Annotated in this window: 17 protein-coding genes, 1 tRNA gene, 1 pseudogene and 2 CRISPR repeat arrays; of the genes and pseudogenes, 7 read left to right on the top strand and 12 right to left on the bottom strand. The window is 67.3% G+C overall.

Annotated features, from left to right (window positions below; translation table 11 throughout):
• The first annotated feature begins 249 nt into the window (after positions 1 to 249).
• Positions 250 to 1,734 (top strand): helix-turn-helix domain-containing protein, encoded by a 1,485-nt coding sequence (locus E1211_RS09680; RefSeq protein ID WP_132347592.1) that lies wholly within the window; start codon positions 250 to 252, stop codon positions 1,732 to 1,734.
• 15 nt (positions 1,735 to 1,749) lie between these two features.
• On the top strand, positions 1,750 to 2,382 hold the full coding sequence (locus E1211_RS09675) for a 2'-5' RNA ligase family protein (protein WP_132347590.1): 633 nt from the start codon (positions 1,750 to 1,752) through the stop codon (positions 2,380 to 2,382).
• A gap of 252 nt (positions 2,383 to 2,634) precedes the next feature.
• A CRISPR array of direct repeats spans positions 2,635 to 3,785; the repeat unit is 37 nt; unit sequence GTTGCGATCCTCGCCCGGCGCTGGGGCCGGGCGCAGC.
• A gap of 126 nt (positions 3,786 to 3,911) precedes the next feature.
• Here the strand turns inward: E1211_RS09675 and cas2 are convergent.
• The 8 genes from cas2 to E1211_RS09635 all read right to left on the bottom strand — a co-directional run bounded on the left by cas2 (position 3,912) and on the right by E1211_RS09635 (position 15,197).
• Positions 3,912 to 4,202 (bottom strand): CRISPR-associated endonuclease Cas2, encoded by a 291-nt coding sequence (gene cas2, locus E1211_RS09670; protein ID WP_132347588.1) that lies wholly within the window; start codon positions 4,200 to 4,202, stop codon positions 3,912 to 3,914.
• A gap of 3 nt (positions 4,203 to 4,205) precedes the next feature.
• A complete protein-coding gene (gene cas1c / locus E1211_RS09665; protein WP_132347586.1) occupies positions 4,206 to 5,234 on the bottom strand; it encodes a type I-C CRISPR-associated endonuclease Cas1c in 1,029 nt (342 codons plus the stop codon).
• Entirely contained in the window at positions 5,227 to 5,877 is a 651-nt protein-coding gene (gene cas4, locus E1211_RS09660) for a CRISPR-associated protein Cas4 (RefSeq protein ID WP_132347584.1), read from the bottom strand. Before cas4 ends, cas1c begins: the two co-directional genes overlap by 8 nt.
• Positions 5,874 to 6,737, bottom strand: coding sequence for a type I-C CRISPR-associated protein Cas7/Csd2 (gene cas7c, locus E1211_RS09655; protein ID WP_132347582.1), 864 nt, complete (start codon positions 6,735 to 6,737; stop codon positions 5,874 to 5,876). Before cas7c ends, cas4 begins: the two co-directional genes overlap by 4 nt.
• Entirely contained in the window at positions 6,734 to 8,560 is a 1,827-nt protein-coding gene (gene cas8c / locus E1211_RS09650; protein WP_132347580.1) for a type I-C CRISPR-associated protein Cas8c/Csd1, read from the bottom strand. Before cas8c ends, cas7c begins: the two co-directional genes overlap by 4 nt.
• Entirely contained in the window at positions 8,560 to 9,249 is a 690-nt protein-coding gene (gene cas5c, locus E1211_RS09645) for a type I-C CRISPR-associated protein Cas5c (protein WP_132347622.1), read from the bottom strand. The genes cas8c and cas5c overlap by 1 nt, the downstream gene beginning before the upstream one ends.
• Positions 9,250 to 10,000: 751 nt before the next feature.
• Entirely contained in the window at positions 10,001 to 12,268 is a 2,268-nt protein-coding gene (cas3, locus tag E1211_RS09640; protein WP_243709463.1) for a CRISPR-associated helicase Cas3', read from the bottom strand.
• Between the two features lie 363 nt (positions 12,269 to 12,631).
• Positions 12,632 to 14,387: direct repeats of the CRISPR family, unit length 37 nt; unit sequence GTTGCGATCCTCGCCCAGCCCGTGGGCCGAGCGCAGC.
• A gap of 153 nt (positions 14,388 to 14,540) precedes the next feature.
• Entirely contained in the window at positions 14,541 to 15,197 is a 657-nt protein-coding gene (locus E1211_RS09635) for a hypothetical protein (protein WP_243709462.1), read from the bottom strand.
• 54 nt (positions 15,198 to 15,251) lie between these two features.
• On the opposite strand from E1211_RS09635, the pseudogene E1211_RS09630 reads away from it, so the two are divergent.
• Positions 15,252 to 16,217: pseudogene (locus E1211_RS09630) on the top strand (XRE family transcriptional regulator); the annotation flags it as partial.
• Here E1211_RS09630 and E1211_RS33350 read toward each other — a convergent pair.
• The 3 genes from E1211_RS33350 to E1211_RS09610 all read right to left on the bottom strand — a co-directional run bounded on the left by E1211_RS33350 (position 16,197) and on the right by E1211_RS09610 (position 20,223).
• Entirely contained in the window at positions 16,197 to 18,026 is a 1,830-nt protein-coding gene (locus tag E1211_RS33350) for a prolyl oligopeptidase family serine peptidase (RefSeq protein ID WP_243709461.1), read from the bottom strand. The pseudogene E1211_RS09630 and the gene E1211_RS33350 sit on opposite strands and share 21 nt — an antisense overlap.
• A gap of 244 nt (positions 18,027 to 18,270) precedes the next feature.
• Positions 18,271 to 18,987 carry a creatininase family protein gene (locus E1211_RS09615; protein ID WP_132347576.1) on the bottom strand — a complete coding sequence of 239 codons (717 nt, stop codon included), beginning with the start codon at positions 18,985 to 18,987 and terminating at the stop codon, positions 18,271 to 18,273.
• A gap of 3 nt (positions 18,988 to 18,990) precedes the next feature.
• Positions 18,991 to 20,223, bottom strand: coding sequence for a helix-turn-helix transcriptional regulator (locus E1211_RS09610; protein ID WP_132347574.1), 1,233 nt, complete (start codon positions 20,221 to 20,223; stop codon positions 18,991 to 18,993).
• Positions 20,224 to 20,739: 516 nt separating this feature from the next.
• On the opposite strand from E1211_RS09610, the gene E1211_RS09600 reads away from it, so the two are divergent.
• From E1211_RS09600 to E1211_RS09590, 3 genes are all read left to right on the top strand, one after another.
• Positions 20,740 to 21,075, top strand: a complete 336-nt coding sequence (locus E1211_RS09600) for a hypothetical protein (protein ID WP_132347570.1) — start codon at positions 20,740 to 20,742, stop codon at positions 21,073 to 21,075.
• A 94-nt stretch (positions 21,076 to 21,169) separates the two neighbouring features.
• Complete coding sequence (locus E1211_RS09595; protein WP_243709460.1) at positions 21,170 to 21,736, top strand: hypothetical protein; 567 nt, start codon at positions 21,170 to 21,172, stop codon at positions 21,734 to 21,736.
• Positions 21,737 to 21,750: 14 nt separating this feature from the next.
• Positions 21,751 to 22,533, top strand: coding sequence for a phosphotransferase (locus tag E1211_RS09590; RefSeq protein ID WP_132347568.1), 783 nt, complete (start codon positions 21,751 to 21,753; stop codon positions 22,531 to 22,533).
• A 326-nt stretch (positions 22,534 to 22,859) separates the two neighbouring features.
• On the opposite strand, the gene E1211_RS09585 is transcribed toward E1211_RS09590, so the two are convergent.
• A tRNA-Leu gene (locus E1211_RS09585) sits at positions 22,860 to 22,946 on the bottom strand.
• A 220-nt stretch (positions 22,947 to 23,166) separates the two neighbouring features.
• Here E1211_RS09585 and E1211_RS09580 point away from each other — a divergent pair.
• The coding region (locus E1211_RS09580; protein ID WP_132347566.1) for a tetratricopeptide repeat protein at positions 23,167 to 23,630 on the top strand (464 nt) is incomplete at its 3' end.

Raw genomic sequence — 23,630 nt, 5'->3', positions numbered from 1 at the left:
AGATGCATCCATCGGGTGACTACTTCCGGACCGGGAGTGATCCGGCAGAGGAAGCATGACAAGCGCATCCACACCAATGGATTCCCAGCGGTGGCGAGATTTTCCCCCACTCACACACCCGCATTGACCTGCATATACGGTGATCTTTTGGCCGGCAACTACCCGCTGCGACGCCGGCCGTCTCGCCGCCATCCGTACCGGTTCCGACGACAGGGGCGTTACCGTGCGACGGAGGGCCACACGTAGGGGGTGACCGCGACGGCAAGGACAACTGGCACCAAGGCGCAGCGCGATCACGTACGTCAGACGCTGGCTGGCTTCGGAGCAACTCCGGCAACCATCGCTGCTGAGCTACAGCGAAGGTTCGGGCTGCGGCCTCGAGACGCCTTCCGACAGGCCCATGGGTGGACACAGGAGGCGGTAGCGGAGCGTCTAAATAACAGCGGGAACGGTTCAGCGTCGTTCACCGGGGCGCGGATCAGTGACTACGAGCGGTGGCCATTCGGCGGCCGTCGTCCGACCTTGGCCGCCTTGAACGCGCTGGCCCAACTCTTCGGGACCGAACCCAACTCCCTCGTCGACCTAGAAGACCTGGCCGCGATGCCTGAGTCCGACCGCAGGATTCTCGGCAGCGCCAATACGAGCCCTCTGTCAAATAGAACAACAGCAGCCCAGCCAATCCCGCCTAGGAACAACATGACAGAACCGCTTCGGTGGGACCTCGGAGCACTGCTGGACGAGACGGAGTTGGTAATAACCGTGGCGGAACGCACAGCCAGCTTTGGCGCCTGGGCACAGGCCTCCAACGTCGGACCATTCACCCTAGACGATATCGCTGCCTCTACCCGCAGGATCGCCCTCGACTACCTGACCGAGCCACCGGTGGTGGTCTACGCCCGGGCAGGGCTACTCGCCGATCGCGTGTTCCAGCTACTCCAAACCGGCCGCCAGAACCCCGACCAAGCGCGAGACCTGTACACCTGGGCTGGATACCTCTGCGCATTACTCGCCTGGATGGCCGGCGACCTCGGCCACCCCGCCGCGGCGGAATCCCAGGCACGCACAGCGTGGATGTGCGCCGAGATGGTCCGCGACAACACCCTCCGGGCCTGGGTCCTGTCCACCATCAGCAAGATCCACCTGTGGGAACGGCGCTTCGAGGACGCTGCCAACGCCGCCGCACGCGGCTTTAGCCACGCCATCGAAGGAACCGCAGCGGTCATGCTCGCCTGCCAGGAAGCGGACGCATGGGCGGAGATCGGCGCCGCCGAACCTGCTAGACAGGCGCTGCGCCGGGCCGAGGAAGCCCGCCAGGACGCCGGCAACGACTCGGTAGGCGGGCTACTCGCCTGCAGTGTCGTGCGCCAGCACAACTACGCCGGAGCGGTGCTGCTACGCATCGGTGAGGCCGCCAACGCCATCGAACACGCGGATCACGCTCTCGCGGAAGCGGCCGCGGATCCCTCAGTCGCCTACGGCACGCTCGCCCAAATCCGCATCTGGGCCGCCTCGGCGCATCTCAACGCCAACAGCCTCGATGGCGCCATCTCAATGCTCTCTCCCGTTCTCACCCTGCCGCCCGAGCAGCGACTCGATCCGCTCGTCCATCGCCTGCGCGACCTGGGCCGCACCATGGCCAGCACCCCGTCGCTGCGCGCGAGCACCGAGGCCCGCCGCCTCCAAGCAGCGATCACCGACTTCTGCGCCACCGGCGCCGCCCATCAACTCCCCTGACAACCCGGAGCGACCATGGCAGTTCCGCACGCTACCCACATCCGCAATCACTGGTATTGGCGGCCCGGCTGGGGCATTGGTTCCCGCTTCTACACATGGCACATCACCTTCGACGGTCAACCCGAAATCGAACACCTCACCGACCAATACCGGGCCCTACTGTCACAGCAACCAAGCCTCGATGTCATCCCGAACCAGTGGCTTCACCTCACCATGCAAGGCATCGGCTTCGTCCAAGACGTCGCGCCCGAAGACATCGACGCCATCGTGGCCGCCGCACGAACCCGAAGCGCCCAGCTCGCTCCCTTCAAGCTCACCATCGGCGCCCCCCACGTCGACCCCGAATCCATTCAAATCGCCGTCGACCCGGTCGAACCGGTACGCCAACTCCGTACCGCGATCCGCGCAGCCATCGCGGACGTCTGGGGAAGCGATCGAGTGCCCGAACCAGCCGAGCCGTACAACCCCCACCTCAGCCTCGCCTACACCAACACAGAAGGCCCGGCCGCTCCACTTGTCGAAGCCCTGGCATCCGCCCCAGACCTGAACGCGAGCGCCGAAATCAACTCATGCCAGCTCATCATCCTCAACCGCGACTCGGGCATGTACGTATGGGAGCCGTACGCCACAGTGAAACTCGAGTCCTGACCGATCGACGTCCCTGACAGCGACTTCGCCATCGCCGTCGCTCAGGCCGAGGTTGCCGATGCGTCGCGATCAATCGGTCTGCTCTGCCGGGAAGTCGACGGCGAAATTGGCGGCGGCAGACGCCCGTCGGCATGCAGTCGTGTTCGTGAGTCCCACTCAACGTGCAGCACCGCCTCCGCGCTCGCGAGCAGACCGGCACAGGCACCTGAAGCCTCTGCTCAACACTGGCCTTGCGGTGGCCTTGGGCTCGAGGTTGCGATCCTCGCCCGGCGCTGGGGCCGGGCGCAGCTCGCCGCGGACCTGTACCTGCTGGTGCGGGCGTACGCGTTGCGATCCTCGCCCGGCGCCGGGGGCCGGGCGCAGCCCACCACGGCGGTGTCCGGGGTGTACGACTGGTAGCTGTTGCGATCCTCGCCCGGCGCTGGGGCCGGGCGCAGCTGGCAGCCGGCGTCGCCCGGCACGCGCTCCCCATCGTGTTGCGATCCTCGCCCGGCGCAAGGGCCGGGCGCAGCGGCGGGGCGGTGAGGCTCATCGGTAATGCTTCCTACGGTTGCGATCCTCGCCCGGCGCTGGGGCCGGGCGCAGCATCCCGGCAAGGAAGCAGCGGAGCGCCAGACCAGAGAGTTGCGATCCTCGCCCGGCGCTGGGGCCGGGCGCAGCGACCCAGGCACACCCTCACCCTAGGAGACCTCATGGAGTTGCGATCCTCGCCCGGCGCTGGGGCCGGGCGCAGCGCACCCCCATTCCGGCGGGTGCGGATTGCAACGTCCGGTTGCGATCCTCGCCCGGCGCTGGGGCCGGGCGCAGCCCTCGGGGTGGCGTTGGATGCGCTCACCCTGATCGGGGTTGCGATCCTCGCCCGGCGCTGGGGCCGGGCGCAGCAAGACCGGACACAACGCCGCCCGGCAGGGCTGAACGAGTTGCGATCCTCGCCCGGCGCTGGGGCCGGGCGCAGCGTTCGGGCGCCGGCGCAGCAGCCGCTGACCTACGCCCGTTGCGATCCTCGCCCGGCGCTGGGGCCGGGCGCAGCCTGGCTGTTCTACCGCTCCGATGCGCCGCTGCTGGTGGTTGCGATCCTCGCCCGGCGCTGGGGCCGGGCGCAGCTCGGCGTCTACGACGATGGCCCGCCGGCCGCGGTCGGTGTTGCGATCCTCGCCCGGCGCTGGGGCCGGGCGCAGCGTCCCGCCGCCACGAGGTCAGCGTCTCGTCCAGCCAGTCGTTGCGATCCTCGCCCGGCGCTGGGGCCGGGCGCAGCCCCGGGTTGAGACACAACTCGCCGTTGTCGTTGACGTTGTTGCGATCCTCGCCCGGCGCTGGGGCCGGGCGCATCCCCCGCCGTTCTCGCCGCCGCTGGGCTCGACTCCGCGTTGCGATCCTCGCCCGGCGCTGGGGCCGGGCGCAGCAGCTCACGAGCAGCAAAGATAGCTGTCGAGCGATGACCACTCGACTCTTCTAGGTGTCGATTTGCCCACCTTATTCGCTGTTGGTGGTTCGGAACCTTCGGAGCTGTCCGCGTTCACTTGGGGTCCCTAGATCACTAACGGGCCTCGTGGGTCGATCAGCCGTGGCTTGCCAAGATGTTCGATGTCGTCTAGCGCATGGGCGGGCAGTCGATAGATACGGATGCTGTCCTGCAGTGGATCGATGGCTCCCTGAAGCGCAGCGATGAAGCGCACCTTGTCGGCTTCGCGGCAGACCACCTCGAATACCGACTTCTGCACGCGGTGGCCGTACGCTTCACAGACCTTGCCTACCTTTCGTAGTCGCCGTTGCCCTTGCGGGGTTGCCGTCTCTACGTCGTAGGTGACGAGAAGATCCATGGCTTAGTTCACCGTCCATGGCTGGTAGGTGGCCAGGTCTCCGCGGAGGTGGCGTGCGAGCAGCCGGGCTTGGATTAGTGGTGGCAGTGCGGCGGGTACCTCTCGGTCGAGTGAGGCGTGGGGCCACTTGCGCTGTCGGCTCTGCTGCCAGGCGGCCAGCACCGTCTTTCGTCCGCCGTCTGTGAGCCGGTATGCCTTGTTGGGCAGCTCTTCGAAGTCGGTTGGGTTGAGTTCGCGCCTGTTGAGCATGGTGAACGCGAGCCGGTCGGCCAGGAGTGGCCGGAACTCTTCCATCAAGTCCAAGGCGAGCGCGGGCTTACCCGGCCGGACGGCGTGTAGGAAGCCGATGTACGGATCGAGTCCCACCTGGTCGAGTGCGCCGTGTACGGCGATGCGCAGCATGCCGTACAGGAAGGAGAGCAGGCAGTTCAGGGGATCGGTGGGCGGCCGTTTGCTCCGCCCGGTCGCCTTCCAGTCCGTGTTTCCGGCGAGCAGGTAGGGCATGGCGGCGAAGTAGTCGCGGGCAGCGATGCCTTCGACGCCGAGTACCTCGTTGGTGCTGGCGGCGGTGGCGAGCAGTTCAAGCCGCCGGGCCAGAAGTTCGGCGGTCGCCCGCAGCGCGGTCTGTCGGTGTCCGCTCGTGTCCCGGGCGGTGCGTAGTAGCACTTGCCGGGCATTGTGTATCTTGCCGGCGACGATGGCGATCGCGATGGGTAGCTGCCGATCCGGCGAATCGGCGGTCCGGTGTTGAGCTTGACGAAGCAGTGGATTGCCGTGGGTAGGGCCGACCAGACCGGCGCGGAACCGTCCGCTGCCGGTGAGCCAACTGACGGAACGGCCATCGTCGGCACACCGCAGCAGCAGGTCATCGCTGGCTGTCACACCGCTGAACATGACGACGTGATTGAGCCGGACTAGCGGCAGTAGACGGCGTCCGGGTTGGTCGGGGTGGTATATGCGGACGGTGTCGCCGTCGAGGTGCAGGCTGGTGCCGGGGGTCTGCACGTAGAGGGTGTTGAGCAGTTCAGTCACGCCACTGTCCCAAGGGTCGTGGGGTAAACAGGTTCGGTGTGCCTTGGCGCCGACCGTCTGTCAATTCAGGAAGGCAGTCCTCCCGTAGCGAGCATTTCCGGCAGCGGGCATCGTTTCGAGCCGTGGGTAACGCCGGGGTGTCCATCAGTCGGCGTACGGCTATGGCTGCGGTCGTGACGCGGTCGAGCAGGTCGGCGTCGATCGGTACGGCGTGTCGGCGCCGTTCGGCGACTGAGTAGATGTAGCCGGTTGGCACGTCGAAGCCTGCTTCGAGCAGGCATAGCGCTTGGCCGCCGAGTTGCAACTCGGCGGGACCGCCGGCTTTGTGCCGCCCGACTTTGTATTCGACCGGTGTGGCCGTGCTGCCTTCGAATTCGACGACGTCGCAGATGCCGCGGAGCCCGTGGGTCTGGCTCCAGACTGGTAGTGACCGGATCACGGTGAGGCCTCGGCGACGTTGGAGGCCCGGTAGGTCGACGGTGGTGTGGCTGAGGTCGCCGCGTACCGTGTCCACGCTTTCCGACCAAACGCCTTCGACATGGATTAGCGCAGTCTGACGATGGCAGTAGGCGTAGTGCTCGAGCGCGGACAGCGGCACCTCCCGCAGGTCGATGCCGCTGTCCGCCGGGTCGTCGCCGGTCACGGCCAGAGGTCAACCAGCTTCGTCAGCTCGACACCGTCCGGTAGTTCCGCCTCGTCGATGCTGCGGGTGTAGTCGGTGTGGGCGCGCGGCGCCTTGTCAGTGTTGGTCCGGTTGAGGGTGATGCGCTGTGTGAGAGCGGCCGAGGGGGCTACCCCGAGCGCGTCGGGGTGGCTGAACACGTAGAGGCCGCACAGCTTCATCTCGCCTCGGGTGGCGGCACGGTCGTGGTCGAACATCACGGTGATGGCCTGCCAGAGTGCGGCCAGGTCGTCGCTGGTGACGCCGGTTTTCATGGCACGGGGCGCGGAATAGAACGCGTGCGTCCGGTACAGGCCATAGGGCACGGTCCACTTAGAGCCAATCTCCGTACGTTCTCCCTTGTCGATGTCTCCCTGTCTGGTCTGCGTGACGCGGGTGATGGTGTGGTCGGTGGGCAGGATCGGATCGATGCTGCGGGCGAAGGTGAGCTGGAGTGGACCGCGGACCTGGCCGGCACCGCCACCCTTACCGGTGCTGAGCACTCCCCCGAACATTCGAATGTCGAAGTAGTGCTCGCACATCCACTGCTGCGCTTCGTCGGCCTTGCCCGGGTTGGCCTTCAAGGCCGCTTCGATTCGGGTGTTGAGCGCAAAGCCGGCCTCGACGAAGATGCCGTAGCGTGGGTCGTCGCCCCGCAGCAGCGATACCGTGTCGCGGATCTTGCGTTTGATCGCGACATCGGTGACCAGGCCTTGTCCGCTCTCGTCGTCGGTGCGCGGCTGGTTGCCAGCGTCCGGGTCGCCGTTCGGGTTTCCGTCGCTGACGTCGAACAGGAGGACGGCGTCGTGGCGGCGGGTGGGGTCCAGGTGTGCGGTGCTCATGCGTCGTCTCCTTCAGCTTCGGTGGCCGGTGCCGCGTTGTCGGGCTCCAGGGGCAGGTCGGTCTTCTTCTTGTTCGCGGCTGCCGCGAGTCGTTCGGCCCGCAACTCGGCGCGCTGCTGGTGGTAGCCGAGGATGAACTGGGCCTTGTCGGTCAGCACCGCGCCGCTAGGGATCGTGTGGAGCTGGACAAAGAGGTCGTCGAGCCGTCGTTCGTACGCCTCGGACCAGTTCGGCCGGTGCAGGGGGCCACGGAGGCGTTTGAGCCACGCCTGCACGTTGCGGCGGCCGGAGACGATGACGACCTGCGGGTTGTCGATGGCACGGCCGAAGTAGCGTTCGGCGAAGGTGGTGTTCAGCTTCTGGTCGGCGACCCGGAACACGGTCCGTTGCAGGTCGTCCATGACGGCGAAGATGCGGCCGGATACGTAGGCCGGTTGCTTGTGTTCGACGTTCAAGGTTGGCGTCAGCCTCTCTCGTTCATGTTCGGGCAGGTTCGGATGGCGGCGGAGGGCGAGCCGGATTAACGCGGCGCGTGCGGCGTCGAGCCGGCCGTCGATACGGATCCGGTTGAGAACGTGGTTGAGTAGCTTCGGCGGTAGCGGCCGTTTGAGCAGCGCGGTGCCGAGCAGCCGGTGGAACAGGTCGGGCGGCCGGTGCTCCCCGGACGCACCGAACCTGGTCCATGTCCCGGGACCTCCGTTGCGTCCGGCTTCGAACCGCCCGGCCGCCCTGGCCATCTGAGAGGCCTTGACGCGAACGACCTCGCCGGCCCAGGCGTCAACGATCATGTGGTCGTCGAACCACGTCCGGATGTTGTCCTTCACTTGGCGGATTGGCTGTTCGACCCAGTCACGTACCACTACTCGGGCGACGTTGCCGCCTACGGTTACCGAGCAGTACCGGGACAACTCCTCCAACGTCGCTTCCTGACCGTTGGCAGGGCCCACGATCAGGGTTTGGATCTGGGAGGGGTCCAGCTGCTCGACAGTCGCCCAGGGGTCGAAGGTTGATCCGCCCAGCACCCACCAGGCGAGCCGCGCGTTCTGCCCCGACAGAGCGGTGCTGTGCAGCGGATCGGAGAGCAGGCTGGTCAGAGCGGTCATGAACTTCAGGCCGCAGTCGGCGCATATCGGGGTGTTGGTGAGGAATTTCTGCAGTTCGTAGCCGTGTGCGGCCTCGTTCATGCTGACCAGTGACGCGCTCTGGGTGGCGCCGGGTACCGACCGTCGAGGTATCTGCTGCGGAACGGTCTTGAGCAACGGCTGGACCTGGCCGCAGACCAGACACAGGCTGGACCGTCCCGAACCCTTCCGGTCGCCGGCGACGCCGGCCCAGAACCGCCGCGCCGCGTCGGTGTCCGCTGCGTATACCCCGTCGACCCAGAAGCCGATGAGGTCGCCTCTGCTCCAATCGGCCGGTGGTCGCAGCTTGTTGGCGTGCCCGTCCCGGTAGAACGCGGCGATGGCCGGACCGGGGCCATCGGGTTCGGCGGCGACCCAGTCGGTGATCAGAGCACGGAATGCGTCGTGCTGCTTCGCGACCCGCTCTGGCTTGGCGCTCTCCGACAGCCAACCGAAGACGTACTCCCCGTTGTCGACAGCGAGTGTGGGTGAGATCCCTACCGTTCGGGTCACCGCTGGCACGAGCCGGGCCGTCCCGAAGCGGCGTTGCGGGTCGTCCTTGTCTGCGGTGCTGGCAAGGTCGCCCCTAGGTTCACCGGTCCTGGCGATGTCCAAGCTCCAGCGCACGGGCTTGCGGGCGTAAAACGCCGGGATGACGTCCTCGCTGGTGTCGGCGTACTCCACCAGCCGTTGCAGCAGCACTAGGCCACCTGTCCTTTCGAGGGCAGCGCTAGTTCGATCCCGCGTTCGGGCACGTAGAGCACACCGGCAATGACTCGGGCGGCGAACCACTCCATCGTCGGCTGGGCGGACGTCCCGTCTCGATGGATGGAGTGCAGCATGATGCCGATCTCCTCGTTGACATCTGCCCGCCGCGCGTCATCCGGCCAGCCAAACTCCGCGCTGAACTCGCGAGTGCCGAGGTACGGCTGCTGGAAACACGCGCCCTTACGGACCCGTCGACGCAGCTGATCCCGATACGCGGCAACCGGCTTGTCCGCATGCCCAGCCATTTCGATGTGGGCGTGGATGCGGTACGCCACGTCACGCAAACACACAGCGTTGCGTTGGTCGCGGCGCGCCGCCGTGTCGACCCGGCGGACGCCCTTGATCGCTTCGGCGAGCGGTGCCACATCGGAGGTCTCATTGCGCCGGACCGAGAACTGCTTGACCGGCTTGAGCACCTCAATCGCGACAATCTGATACCGCATCTCCGGCTTCCAGAAGATCGACTCCAGAACACCCACCGCGGCGGACGGGGTCATCACTGGATAGCTGACCCGCTCCACCTTGAGCTCCGGCCGCGAGAACAGCGCCGCTTCCCCGCTGACTTGCACAACGACCGGCAGATCTCCCTCCGCGCTACGCCGCAGAGTCAGCCCATTGACCACATCGGTCGTCACAGCACAAACCCCTCCCAAGATCAGAGCCGATCAACGCAAGATCGAAACATGACGGAACCTTGACACCGCGGCCTTCGCGCAACCGGCACGAGCATGCCCCGGCGGTACGACACTTCTCGTCCTGACGCCTGCAGGTAGATCACCTACCTTTCGGATCGACCGCGACAACGGCAGAGCCGTGATCGCGGCGTCTGCCGTCGAGCGAATTAGCATCGACTGTCAGGACGACACCCTGTGCTCGGCACAGCGCATGCCGCGCCCGCAACATTGCGATCCTCAGCGCTTACGAGCGCCGCAGTCCGAAGTGACCGCCCGGGCGACCTAACGTCGACCAACAACCAGATCTAACGCGATTCTTCTTCGGAGTACCGGATTCCGGTCGAGCTCAGATATTCCTGGCCCGATGCTAGCTGACCTTCGTTGCAGAAGCAGCATGCTGCTGCCCAATAGCCGCCCGTAATGGCCAGAGATGCCATCCTTCTAGGCCCATCGACCGAGGGAGATCCGCGAAACGGCCGGTTCGACCAGATTGCAACTGACCGATTCCGAGAGTTCCTCGGCTCTTCCTGATGCGGTCATCAACCGGCCTGGATGCCCGAAGCCGCCGGCATGACAGTGGCCTCCCGCGGCATCGACGTTGGATCGCGTCTTGGCGCAGGCGGCGCTTCGGAATCGCCAGACTGGCGGGTGCGCTACCGCTTGTCCGGCTACTGGTCAAGAGCGCCGATAAGTATGGCTGTCAGATGACGAACTGCTCCAGGTGCGGGTCGAGGTCGATCCCGGTGGCGGCGTCATAGTCACCCACCCACTCGACCAACACGCCCCGTCGTACCTCGTCACCAAAGACCGGCCGCATCAGCGCCATCACACCCGACCTTCGCAGCGTGCTGGGATGGAGGCTCGTCGTGTATGCCTGCAACCGTCGCAGCTCCACGAGGTCCGGGACCGGTGCCTGGCGCAGGCCCTCGACCGTGCGCTCCAGGTCGCGGCGTAGCTCAGGCGTCTCCGCCGCCTGGGGCGTCACCACAGCGATGCCCTCATCGTCGATCATGCGGAATGCCACCTTCCGATCCCGCCGCCTCGTGCTCGCGTCCATCGGCCCCTCGGCGACCGTCTCGAACTCCCACCTTCTCCGGGCCTGCTGGATGCGCTGCCCGACGTGCTGGCCGTCGGCGAGATTCAACAAGTCATACACGTTGCGGTAGTAACGCCCGAGGGCCTCCAGGTCGTCCGGGTCGGCCTTACCCGGTCCGAACTGACGCTCGGTACAGCCCACCAACGTCTTGTACGTCGGCGGCTGGCCGCCGTCCTCGGCAGCGAAGACAACCACCCGTCCGGCGCCCGTCATCCGCCCCTCTCGGTTGGCTCGACCCGCTGCCTGAAGCAGCGAATCTGCCGGCGCCATCGCGCGGAACACCACCGGGAAGTCCACGTCCACCCCCGCCTCGATCAGTTGGGTGGCCACGAGCAGAACCGGCTCGCCGTGGAGCAGCCGCCTACGCACCTGCTCCAACACTCGCCGCCGATGGTCAGGACACATACGGGTGGACAGATGCCACGCCACACCACCCAGCTCGCCGTCCCGCCACCGCTCGTATACCGCCTTCGCATCCGCGGTCGTGTTGACCACAACCAGCGCCGCCCGCTCCGACGCCGCCTGATCCGCGATAGACGCCAGCAAGGGCCTCGGATCAAGCTGCCACTCGTACCGCACTCTCCGCAGATCGCTCACCAGCCGCGGCGCGTCACGGACCAGGTCGACGCAGGGAACGTCCTTGAACTCATCAAGGGCCCAGAACTCGGGTTGCGTCGCTGACGACAGCAGCACCGTCGCCCCGAAGTGCCGTACGAGCAGCCGGAGCCCGTCCAGGATCGGCGCGAGCATGGCATGCGGCAATGCCTGGACCTCGTCCAGCACGATCACCGAGTTGGCCAGCCGATGCACCCGACGCATCGTCGACGGCTTGCGCGCGTACAAGGATTCGAACAGCCTCACGAAAGTGGTGACGACAACCGGGGCGTCCCAGTTCTCGGCCGCCAGCCGCGCCCATCGACCGGCTCTCGGGTCATCGAAGTCGGCCTGGCTGTGGTGCTCGAGCACCGCCGGCTCAGCGCCGCCTTCGTCAAGCAGCCGACGGTAGACGGAGGCGTTCTGCTCAGTGATCGTGAGGAAAGGAACCGCGACGACAACCCTCCGCAGACCGTGCTTCTCAGCATGCCGTAACGCGAACCCCCCGCTCGCCAATGTTTTTCCCGCACCAGTCGGAGCGCCCAGGCGGAACACACCCCTGTCCTGCTCAGCCGCGGCGAGGCAATCGGCGTAGACCTGATCCCGCAGGCCACTGATCGGCGTACAACCGCGACCCGCGAGCTCGCTACGCCTCCGCTGCTCAAACGTCTTGTACAGGCGCGCGAAATCGACATCCGGACGGACACGTGGGCCGCTCAGCCCTTGAAAATGAGCGCTGGTGTCCAAGCTGTCCGCGTCCACCAGCGCGCTGTAACACAGACGCAGCGCCATCTCCCCCACCATGGGATCTAGCCGCCACTCTTCAGGCACGAAGTGGTCGAGCCGATCGGGCAGATCCGGCAGCAGCCCGGCCAACCTCCGCTCAGCAGACGCCGCATTCGCCGGGACCTCATCAAGTCGAAGCCGGAACGCCTCACGCAGCCTAGGTGCATCGATTAATCCGCCATGATGACCGAATATCGCACCGGCGAACCCGCCGAGCCCCCGATCGAACGCAACCCGGGTACCGAGTGCCTTGTGGTCGACGCCAACCGGCCGCCCCGTCTGCGCGACTGCGGCAAGTCTTTCCTGCCAAGCGCAAGCCGCCTTGCCTACGTCATGCAACGCGGCTAGCCAGTACGCCACCTCACCTCCGCCGAACGGAGCAGCAAACCGCCGCGCCAACTCCGCCGTGCCACGGAGATGATCAGCAAGAGAATGCCATCGACCTCCACCAGGAGCAGGACTATGCGCCCACAGCTCACCCTCACCAGACACTCAGCGCCCTCACTGCCCGACGAAGTTGCGACATCACCAGGGCCCATCCAGCCACCAAGACCGCCGTCGGTCAACGCCACCCAGCACGTCCTGTCGGGAAACCGGCTAAGCGGATTGGCCTGGGAAGCCGGCGCATCGCAAGTGGCACAGCTCGATCAGCAATAGAGTCGAGCCGGGTAATGCGACAAAATCAACACGATACGCCCCACCCGACCCATAGACCAACATCCCCGTACGAGTCACTCGGCCGACCGAGCGCAGCCAACGTACGGAACGGCGGTACATCGCCAGTTGGATCCTCACACGCGCGTGGACCGAGACCAACATCGTCCTCATGAAGGCTCGGGGCGACGCGGTTTGGCTGTCGCGACCCTCACCCGGCCATGGGCCGGACGCGGCGGTGCTCAGGTCCGCGGTGGGCATCCTCTTATCCCAGTTGCGATCCTCGCCCAGCCCGTGGGCCGAGCGCAGCAGGTCGAGCGGAAGCTCAGTCCCGACCGGCGAAGTCAAGTTGCGATCCTCGCCTAACCCGTGGGCCGAGCGCAGCCGGCGCAGCACGGCCGACCGGTCGCGCGTCGGAGGGTTGCGATCCTCGCTCAGCCCGTCGGCCGAGCGCAGCCCCTTCCCGACGAGTCCACGGCCAGCCCGACCGTCGAGTTGCGATCCTCGCCCAGCCTGTGGGCCGAGCGCAACCCGGCCCCCTCACCCCTCTGATGCCGGTCCTATCGAGGAGTTGCGATCCTCGCCCAGCCCGTGGGCCGAGCGCAGCTGGAGGGCGCGCTGACCAACGGCGAGCCGGGCTACTGGTTGCGATCCTCGCCCAGCCCGTGGGCCGAGCGCAGCCCGAGGGCGACGCCGCCCGGCAGCGGCAGCGGTACTTGGTTGCGATCCTCGCCCAGCCCGTGGGCCGAGCGCAGCTGCCTGTCGCCGGTCAGGAGTGGCCGCCCCGTAGCGCTGAGTTGCGATCCTCGCCCAGCCCGTGGGCCGAGCGCAGCGACCAAGACGTTCTGGAAGCAGACCTTCGAACGCTCCGTGTTGCGATCCTCGCCCAGCCCGTGGGCCGAGCGCAGCTTGATGACCCGACCGTCGGCCTGCTTGACCTTCTTCTCGTTGCGATCCTCGCCCAGCCCGTGGGCCGAGCGCAGCACCCGTGACTGCGCGGTGACCACCGCGGCCGCGCGCAGGTTGCGATCCTCGCCCAGCCCGTGGGCCGAGCGCAGCGGGCGCGCAGCAGCCGCTCGTTGGCCTCCTCCCAGCCGTTGCGATCCTCGCCCAGCCCGTGGGCCGAGCGCAGCGCGCATAGCCTGCGCCATGGCCGGCCTTTGCGTCCGGCGTTGCGATCCTCGCCCAGCCCGTGGGCCGAGCGCAGCCTCCTTGGTCGGCTCCTGGATGGCCCCGACGATGATGTTGCGATCCTCGCCCAGCCCGTGGGCCGAGCGCAGCGCCGCACCTGCGAGTCGTTCGAGCTGTGCGACGCCGGTTGCGATCCTCGCCCAGCCCGTGGGCCGAGCGCAGCGTGCCGGCCAACCCCGCCGACCTGCGCGGCACCACCGCGTTGCGATCCTCGCCCAGCCCGTGGGCCGAGCGCAGCTCGCTCGATCGGCGTACGTGATCAGCGGTGAGCAACCGGTTGCGATCCTCGCCCAGCCCGTGGGCCGAGCGCAGCGCGCCGTTGCCGCTGACCGTGTTGCCCTGCCCGGCCGTGTTGCGATCCTCGCCCAGCCCGTGGGCCGAGCGCAGCGCGCCGTTGCCGCTGACCGTGTTGCCCTGCCCGGCCGTGTTGCGATCCTCGCCCAGCCCGTGGGCCGAGCGCAGCCTGGCTGTCGACTCCAATACGGGGATTTACCTTCTGAGGGTTGCGATCCTCGCCCAGCCCGTGGGCCGAGCGCAGCCTGACGACCCCGGTTTCCGGCAGCGAGTCCGGCTCGCCCGTTGCGATCCTCGCCCAGCCCGTGGGCCGAGCGCAGCAGCAGCGCGGCGCCCGTGTCGTTGTCCTCGGGTCCGGGTTGCGATCCTCGCCCAGCCCGTGGGCCGAGCGCAGCAGCTCGCCATCCGGCCGCCCTTGAGCAAGTCCGCAACCGTGTTGCGATCCTCGCCCAGCCCGTGGGCCGAGCGCAGCAGCTTCCGAACTGTGGATATGCATACCGCACGATCATCGATAGCACTACCGTCGAGACAGTTTGTAGCCATTTCATCCCATATCCCACTTGGGAACCTCCCTTGTCTGGGTGGACACTAGAGGTTCCTAGATCAGGCAAGCTCCCGTGCAGGGTCAGCTCGAAGAGTGACGGCGCTGCATCTCGAATCCAAACCCGTTGATGTCGCACTCGACCTCCCACAGCAGCGGTACGACCAGCGTTCCGTTCTCGGTCAGTTGCGCGATCCATGCCGGCGGAATGTCCCACGCCCCGACCTCGACGATGATCAAGTCGTAGGAACGGGCGGGTCGATCGGCTGCTCGGCGTCCGCGCAGACGACGGCCACGTCGTCGTAACTCGCCGCTGCGAGGCAGACGGCCGCACGGTCGGTCACCTTCGCGATCGATGTCCACGGTCGTGACCGAGCCCACCGGGGCGACCAGCTCGCGCAGCATCGCTGCGTTGTATCCGCCGGAGCCGATCTCCAGAACATGCCGGCCGGACAATCCACCATCGGTGGCGTCGGCTGCCTGACCGAGCATTTCCGCAATGCGCCACGGCGCCGACACCGAACTACCCGCCTCGTCGCCGATCCGCTTGGTCATCACAGGCCGGTCGGCCCGGTACGCCTCCTTCAGCGCGGCATCCGGAGTGAACAGATGGCGCGGCACGGACCGTAGCGCCGTCTCCACCTCAGGCCGCATGACCAGCCCCTTCTCCGCATGATCAGCGACGAGCTGATCGACCATCGCGGCATGAAGGTCCTCGCCGGTCGCCGTGTCGACACTCATTCGGGTGCTCTCCCCTTCCATATGGCCGCCCGATCGAATGGCCCGCCGTTCCGCTCAGCGGGACCCCGCCTGTCCGTGGCCGGACGGCTCGGCTCGCCTGATCGGGTTGACGATGAGGATCTTCATTCGGCGGAGACCGCGCTGGCGATGTTCCGGCAGTTGGACCACACCCACGGCGCTGGACGAGTCCACCGACAGGTGCAGCGGTACGTCGAAGGGCGACCTGAACCGGCTGTTGGCGAACAGCCCCGCCTCCGAGCCTGTTGGCCGCCATCTCTACACGCTCGCGGCGGGGTTCTTCGAGCTCTGCGGGTACCAGGCGGTCGACACCGGCGCCCATGGCCTCGCCCAGCGCCGCTACCTTCGCGCTCTGCGTCTGACGGAAGCCGCAGACGACCGCCTGTACGGCAGCTACCTGCTCGCCGTGAACATCGGCCACCTCGCGCTACACTGCGGTCACCCAGAGCAGGCGCGCAGGATGCGCTGACGGCGGTGCGAGGAAGCGAGACAGAGGCGACGCCTGCTGTGGCAGCCGCGCTGCACGCGGTGGTGGCGCGCACGCACGCCCGCCTCGGACGCGAGGGCGACTGCCTGACCCACCTCGACATCGCGGAGAGGCATCTGGCCCGAAGCAAGCCCGAGGACGAGCCGCCGTGGATCGGGTATTTCGACGCGGCGTACCTCGCTGACGAGATCGCTCACTGCTTCCACGACCTCGGCCTACCGCGGCAGACCCAACGTCACCTGGGCGACGCCCTCTCCACCCTGAGCCCCACCCATGTCCGGCGACTCGCCATCGACACCGCACTGCTCGCATCGTCGCTGGCCGCCGCCGGGCACATCGACGAGGCCTGCGCCACCGCCCGCGAGGCAGTCGACTACGCCGCACGAACCACGTCGCACCGCTGCCAACAGCGCATCGTCGAGGTACAGGCCGACCTCTAGCCCTATCGGGTTGAGCCGGAGGTCCGCGAGTTCGGCGAGTACGTGCGTCACCGACTACCGCTGGCCGCTGTGTAGCCCCCGTTGATCGTTGGACTCATCCGCCATCACGGAGCGGTAGTGAGCCAGCTCCGCTTCCAGCGCCGCGCTTGCTTGACGGGAGGTCGCCACATAGTGGCCGACGTCAGGAAGAAGTAGCACCTCGGGCGCCGCGCCGAGGGACGTCAACTCCTCGGCGAGATCGTGGACATCCTCGACCATGGCCACCTCGTCGGCGGTGCCATGAATGAGCAACACTGACCGTCGGACAGCGGCGGCACGGACCGGGCCGGCACCCCCGCGCAGCCGCATCGCGTGCGCCCGCTGGAACCGGGGCACCGTCTCGGCCCACCGGTCAGGATCCACGATCGCCGACACAGCGGTGGCAGCGGCGAACGGGCCGTCCTGTGCCACCGCGTGCAACGCGGTGTATCCGCCAGCGCTGGCACCGCGGATGAACACCTGCCCCCGCACCGCCCGCCCTGTCGCCAGCAGGTGAACCGCCACCGCCGCGCAGTCATCGACATCGTCCAGACCCCACCGGCCGTACAGCGATTCCCGGAACACTCGGCCGTACCCGGTGCTACCCAGGTAGTCGACATCAACGACGGCGAATCCGCGACTGGTGAAGAACTGCGCCTGCCAGTCCAGGCGCAGCAGGCAGGAGGCGGTAGGCCCGGGATGCGCCCGGACGATCACCGGTGCCCGCCAGTCCGCAGCCGAGCCCGTCGGCGGGTAGACCAGCGTAAGCACCTCCCGGCCACTGGCCACTCGAACGCACAGCTCCGTCGGCGTCGACACTCGCGCCCCGTCGAGTGCGGCGTGCTCCGGCCTGGCAAGCACCTCCACATGGGGATCGGCCTCAGCCAGGTCAATCAACGCGACCTGCGGGGCTGCGGTGGGTGACGATCCGATCAAGGCCACCGTCGTCCCTTGCACGGCTAGGTACGGCTTGATCGACGTGTACGGGAGGTCAACCGGGCGGACAGTGCCGTCAGGCTCGACGACGACGAGGCGATGTCGCGGCCCCTCCTGCACCGCCACGATGATTCGACCGTCGCCCAGGAAGCCGTACGACGCGTAACCCAGCTCCCATGGCTCCGCGGCGCACTCACCCGCCATCGGTGCTACCGGCTCCCCCTGGTGGCCGTTCCACCGGTAGAGGTTCCACCAACCACTGCGGTCCGACACGAAGTACAAGACCCCGTCTGGTCCCCACCGCGGCTCAACCGCAGACTCCTTTGGACCGCCGGCGATCCTTGCTGGGCCCTCGACCGAACCACGCGGTGAGTAGGAGGCGACCCACACCTCACACGCATCCCAGGGCATGTCGCGCTCGCTCCACGCGGTCCAGGCCAACCAACCCGGGCCCGGCCGAGGCGCGCCGAGGAACCCCCGGGACGCGACGAGAGTTCGCATCTGCGGAGCCCCGGTGAGCGACACTGCAATGAGTTCGTCACCCTGCGCCGACTCCCGCACGGCCAGCAACTCGCCGTCGCCGATCGTCAGGTCACCGAAGGACCCATGGATGACCAATTCGAGTTCGCCGCCGTGACGACGGCTCCGGTAGAGGCCATCCCCGCCGACGCACCACAAGGTTCCCTCGGCGACAGCGAACGCTCCGCCCCCGTACGCGTGCACGCTGCTGCTGACGTTGAAGCCCTCGGGACTGACATCCTGCTTGCCGTTGCCGGCCCGCCATCCTGTCACCGTCGCAATTCCGTCGGCGTCGGGCCGAGTTTCCAGCCAGTACAGGCCGTCATGACCGGTACGCAGCTGGTCATAGCTCACCGAGGCGCGGACCGCGTTTTCCACCGACACTTCAGCGATGTCCTCCGCCAGCCTCACGGGTCCTCCTCGAACAGCTTCCAGACGGCCGGACGACGGCGGGCTCGTCAACCGGTCGCGGGGGCACCGGCGCGGCCGGCAGGGCTCGATCCCCCGGGCCAGCGTGAGTGCCTAGACGTGGCCGACTCTACGCCCGAGCACCTTGCCCCTACCGCTGGACAGCCTCACAAACCGCCGCTGCCCGTTCGCTTTCCCGGGGCAATGTCGATGCGGAGATCAGCGCTTGTCCAGCACTACTTCCTGATCATGCCTTGGCCCTCGATAGCAGGCCGTAATGGCCGGCGAAGGAGCGAACAAGGTCTTCGAGTACGGCCTTGCCTTTGACTGCGGTGGCGTGGGACGGCAGACCGATGACGCCGCTGGTGGTGTAGCCACTCATACCCTGTGTGAGGAGGTGACGTCGATCGTCCGCTACGTGGTCAGCATGCTGGAAGCCATCACGCACTACCTCGGGCGCAACGTGCAGCAGCAGCGAAACCTCGAGCTCGCCCGCGTGCATGTCCTGGTGGGCTGTGCTGTGCAGGCCGGCGGCCACCCGAGCGTCGTCCCAGTCGGCCCGCGCGGGAAACAAAGTCATCCGCGGTCCGCCGACGTTGACTTCCTGAACGACGTTGGCGAGCGCGTAGTTCCCGCCGTGTCCGTTGATCACAACGAGCCGGTCGATGCCCGATTCACGCAGAGAGCTGGCAATGTCAGTGACGACAGCGGCGAGGGTGGTGGCGCTGATACTGACGGTTCCACGCCACGCCGCATGCTCGTGCGAGCAAGAGATCGTCACAGGCGGCAACAGAAAGAGGTCGTAGCGCTCGGCGACCGCCTTTGCAATCGCGCAAGCCACGATGGTGTCGGTCAGCAGCGGGAGGTGGGCGCCGTGCTGTTCGAAACTCCCGACTGGGAGGACTGCGACGGACGCCGCTCGCTCGGACTCGTCGGTGCTCGTCGCCGTGGTGATCAGATCCACGGGCTAATGGTTGCACGCTTTGAGGGTCGTCTGCCGATAGGCGAACACGAAGGCCGCAGCCTCGGGAACGGCTGTCTGCTGTCGAAGGGCTACCGCCGTCGGGTTCAACCAGCGCAGCGCCCGTGCGGACGAGGTGGCAGTGGCCAGGGCAAGGGCATTGGTGGCCTCGGTCGCCGCGCGCTCGACGTCGCCACTGTGCACGTAGGCGGTGGACAGGGCCGATCGACAAAGGGCCTCGTCGACACGCCACTGAGCAGGCCAGTGGCGCAGGAGTTGCTCGTAGAGATCGGCTGCAGCCGCCGGCTGGCCGAGGAGCAGACGGCAATGCGCTTCGTGCGCAGTCACATACACCGGGTCGCAGTGGCCGCCAACATCGACCGGAAGTTCCGACTCCCAGTCGGCGCTGCCAGCGATTTTATGCGCCTTGTCGATGCTGGCTGCCCAGGCGTCTTCGTCACCTCCCATCGCATATGCCTGGGCCTGACGGACCAGCAGCAGAGCGCGGATACGGCCTGGTAACAGATCCTCCTCCAGCGCCCGCTGCGCCAATGCGGCCGCATTACCCGGGTCGTAGCGCTCGATGGCGCGTTGGCTCTGCCTCATCAGGACGTAGCTCGTTAGCACTGGCACGTTGGCTTCGACGGCGTGCTGCTGAGCACGTCGCAACCATGCGTCCGCCTCAGCAGCGTCGCTCTGCTCGTCAATCCAGCTGAGGAACTCAGCCCACAGTGCCTGCGCGATCAGTACCTCTCGACGGTCAGCTGCGCTGCCGCGCCGCCCGATAGTGGCTGCGGCACTGATCTTCGCTTGGGCGGTGGACGCCATCCCTGCGTATCCGGTGCGGTTCCCAGAAATGGCGAGAACGGCGAGCTGCTCGTGCCACGAGCGGAGCAGGTCAGGCTCGCCGGGATGATCCATGACAGCCCGGAGTTGGCCATCCACACTGTCGACCCAGCGGTAGCCGACGCCGGTCAGCCGACGCTCACGTTCGAGAACTGACAGGAAGCGGACCAGCTCACCACCCGTCTGCAGCGCAGCCTCACACGACTCGACGAGGCGCGCGGACGGCCAACGTTCGGCCTTCTCCACCTTGCCGATGAGGTCTCCACTGACATGCACCAGGCCGCCCAAAGCACGCTGGGACAGCCCGCGGCACACACGCCACTGTCGCAGCGCCGCGCCGAACCCATGCAGCACTGATCGATTCGGGGTCAGCCGTCGTGGAGTTTGAGCCACCCGTACTCCTGAATGCCGTTCACCCGCCGCTGCCGCAGCCGGACGGACCTGACCATACGCGGCCGAACGCTACATCGACAGTTGCATGCGGACAACATCGCCTGTCCGCATCGACGCTATCGACTCATCTGGCCCGGTGCGCAATTCTCGTTGCTGAGATACCCGTCCGCATGCCGGGCGAAATCATTAGCGGCGGTCCGAAAACGAGCAGCCGCCTCCGCTGACCGGTCAGCTGCGAAGTCGTGAGCTTAGCCAGGACTCGAATATCTGAGGGGGTCGGATGAGTATCCAGAATGACATCTCGCGACGACCCCTTCCCAACGAGGAGGAGGTCAACGTGCGTATTGCGTTCTTCCGTTGTCGGCCGGCGGAGAAGCCGAAGCTGAATCGCCGAGTGCGCGGGGCCAACATGCCAGCGTGGATGTACCAGCCGACGACCGTCTTCCCAACCCTTCAGCCCGGCCGTGCCGGCAACCTGACGCCGGCTCAGCGGTACCGCGCGAACGGGGGCCGCTGGTGATCTCGGAGCTACTTCCCACACCGCGCCTCGGACCACATCCTGACCGGCCGCGGCATCGCACGTTAACCAGCCCGCCACACACTCCGCTGCGCCCAGTCTGGGCCTGCCGGGCATGCGGCCATCCATGGCCCTGCGCCTCCGCCCGGCTCAATTTGAAGGCCGAGTTCGCGCGTCAAGAGGCAACCCTGACGATCTACCTCGCCGGCCTGATGTACGAGGCGATGCACGACCTGTACCACCTGAACCCCAACGACGGACCAGGCCCACGCGACCTGTTCACGCGCTTCGTCGCATGGGGTCCGTTCCGGCGATCGATCGCCGAGGAGCAGTGATGGTGCGCCACCCTCGGCCGAGGAAGAGGGGTCCTCCACCTCGGCCCCGCCGCGACCCACCGGCACCTCATGATCGCTTCACCGATGGACAGGCATGGGCGCGGAGGCCCCTACCTCCGCATTCGGCGCAAAGTCAGCGCCACCAACCGCAATAGCTTCAAGGAGAAGTCGTGACTATCACCGCAGACAGGTCGAGCATGATCGCCAGCGACCCCCGAACCCTCGTCGGCCCGAGACGTTCGGGAAGCTGGTCGACTACTTCGCCGCCGACCGGCAAGTCACCCGCAGCTACGCCGAACAGGCCGTCGAGCAGTTCCTCGTGTTCCTGAAGGCACACGCCGACAACGTCGACAACCCGAACTTCGGGATGCCATTGCCGGACGGGTCGATCGGCCGCGTCGTGCCGACCCTCCCGGTGGACGCGGTGTGGCACTCGGTGTTGCAGCACACGGTGCCCTACGCCGCCGCCTGCGAACAGATCGCCGGAGGCTTCGTCCACCACATCCCCATCCTCACCGAGGGGATGATGGACGGCACCGCTGTGACCTTCACGCTCGCGGCGCTGCACGCCACCGGCTACCGGGTGGACATGCGATTCTGGCGCGGCGAGGCGGAGTCCTGCTGCCCGCCGAACCCGCCACAGCCCGGCGGCGGCAACTGACAGGAAGGTGACCCATGCGCAGTGATTGGGCCGCTCTGCCCCAGGCCGTCACCGCGGAGATCGCCGCGCGAGTCGGCGGCATCATCGACGTGTACCCGGCCCCGAGTGCCAACCACGCGGAGATCGCGTCGACCGTCACCGGCTCAGCCGACAAGGTCTTCGTCAAGGCCGCGTCAACGGACCTGAGCCTCCGGTCACTGCGCTACGAAATGGCAGCAACCAGCGCCGTCGACTGCTACCCGCCGGCCGTCCGGTGGCACTTCCAGCGCGACGGATGGTTGGTGGTGGGGGCCGAGCTTCTCGACGGTCCCCACCCCGACCTCTCCCCGGACAGCACGGACCTCGACCTGCTCGGCGTAGCACTCAAGGGCCTCCAGGCGACGCCAGCTCCAACCGGACGGTGGTTCACGCCGGAAGGACGACTTGGCTTCGCGGTCCCACGGATGGACGGCGGCACTCTCATCCACTCCGACCTGAACCCGGCCAACCTGATCCTCACCACGAACGGCCTGCGAATCGTCGACTGGGCCTACGCGACCAAGGCAGCCCCATGGGTCGAACTCGCCCTGCTCGTCCAATGGCTCATCGGCAGCGGCCACACCGCCGCACAAGCCGAACAGTGGCTGGCGCAGTTCCCGGCCTGGGCCACGACCGACCCCGCCGCCCTGGACCAATTCGCATCACACAACGCCTCCAAGTGGTCGGCCAAATCCCAACACAGCACCGAGAAGTGGGTGCACGACCTCGCCGCCTGGACCAGCGAATGGACGGCTCACAGGCAAGGTCGACAAGTGTGAGCCGGTGAGCCGCGGTTGGTCGTGCCGCGCCGTCGGCCCGCACCCACGGCCACGCCAGTTCCTGGAACGCCCAGACCCAAGCCGAACGCGCCCACGCCGAAGTAGATCTCCACGCGACAGCAGGCAACAGCACGCGCCAGATGAGCGGAACAGAAATCCCGAGCCTCGTCGCGACACTCAGCGACATCGCCACCACGCCCCGCGACGCCGACCCCGCCGACAAAGCCGAGGCCTACCGACAACTCGGGCTCCGGCTCACCTACCAGCCCAAAACGCGAACGGTGCGCGCTGCGAATGATCTCAGCGCACACCGTTGGGTAAGTGTTTGGTGTCCGAGGGGGGACTTGAACCCCCACGCCCTATACGGGCACTAGCACCTCAAGCTAGCGCGTCTGCCATTCCGCCACCCGGACTTACTCGTTCAGCCTACCGCGTCGACCAGGATGATCTCGCACCCCTATGGCCGCCCCGGCGGGCCGCACGGGGAGTTACTGTACACGGCCGTCGTGGATCATGCACATCGTGTTCCCCCGCCCCGCCGGGCGCGGCGTCTGCCCAGGTCACGGCGGGCACCTCGGCGACACGGTCGGGTGCGGGTAGCGTGCGGAGGCTTTCTCCGGGCAGCATGACCATGTGTCCCATCCCTCCCCTCTGGCCGCCGTTCAGCACCGGGCGCTCGCTCTGCGCGCCGCGGGCGACTTGTCCGCCGCCCGTCAGGTGCTGACCGAGGCCGTCGATTCGGCGCGCCCGCCGTACGGGAAAGACCACCCGGACGTGCTCAACACCGCACATCTGCTGGCCCGGCTGCACCGGGAGGCCGACGACCCGCTCGCCGCGCGGCGGGTGCTGGAGGAGGCGTACACCGCCGGTGAGCGTCGCTGGCATCCGAACGATCCCCTGATGCTGGCCCTCATCTACGACCTGGCCGGCGTCTCGGAGGAGCTCGGCAACCGGCACGAGGCTCGCCGCAACTACAGCCGGATCGCCGCAGCGGGGCCGGCGGTGCTCGGTGAGGACCACCCGGCGGTACGCGCCGCGCGCCAGTACCTCGCGCAGCACGCCGGCGCCGTTCCGCCTGCCGCCCCGGCCGCTTCGAC

This window comes from Micromonospora sp. 15K316 (genome assembly GCF_004348525.1).
Classification (GTDB): domain Bacteria; phylum Actinomycetota; class Actinomycetes; order Mycobacteriales; family Micromonosporaceae; genus Micromonospora.
The sequence above is the reverse complement of the archived record's forward strand: the minus strand, read 5'-3'. Positions and strand labels throughout refer to the sequence as shown.

Coding starts and splice junctions, on each gene's coding strand:
- E1211_RS09595 (WP_243709460.1), top strand. CDS start 21,170: ATGGGCGCGGAGGCCCCTACCTCCGCATTCGGCGCAAAGTCAGCGCCA.
- E1211_RS09675 (WP_132347590.1), top strand. CDS start 1,750: ATGGCAGTTCCGCACGCTACCCACATCCGCAATCACTGGTATTGGCGG.
- E1211_RS09635 (WP_243709462.1), bottom strand. CDS start 15,197: ATGAGTGTCGACACGGCGACCGGCGAGGACCTTCATGCCGCGATGGTC.
- cas7c (WP_132347582.1), bottom strand. CDS start 6,737: ATGAGCACCGCACACCTGGACCCCACCCGCCGCCACGACGCCGTCCTC.
- cas2 (WP_132347588.1), bottom strand. CDS start 4,202: ATGGATCTTCTCGTCACCTACGACGTAGAGACGGCAACCCCGCAAGGG.
- E1211_RS09590 (WP_132347568.1), top strand. CDS start 21,751: ATGCGCAGTGATTGGGCCGCTCTGCCCCAGGCCGTCACCGCGGAGATC.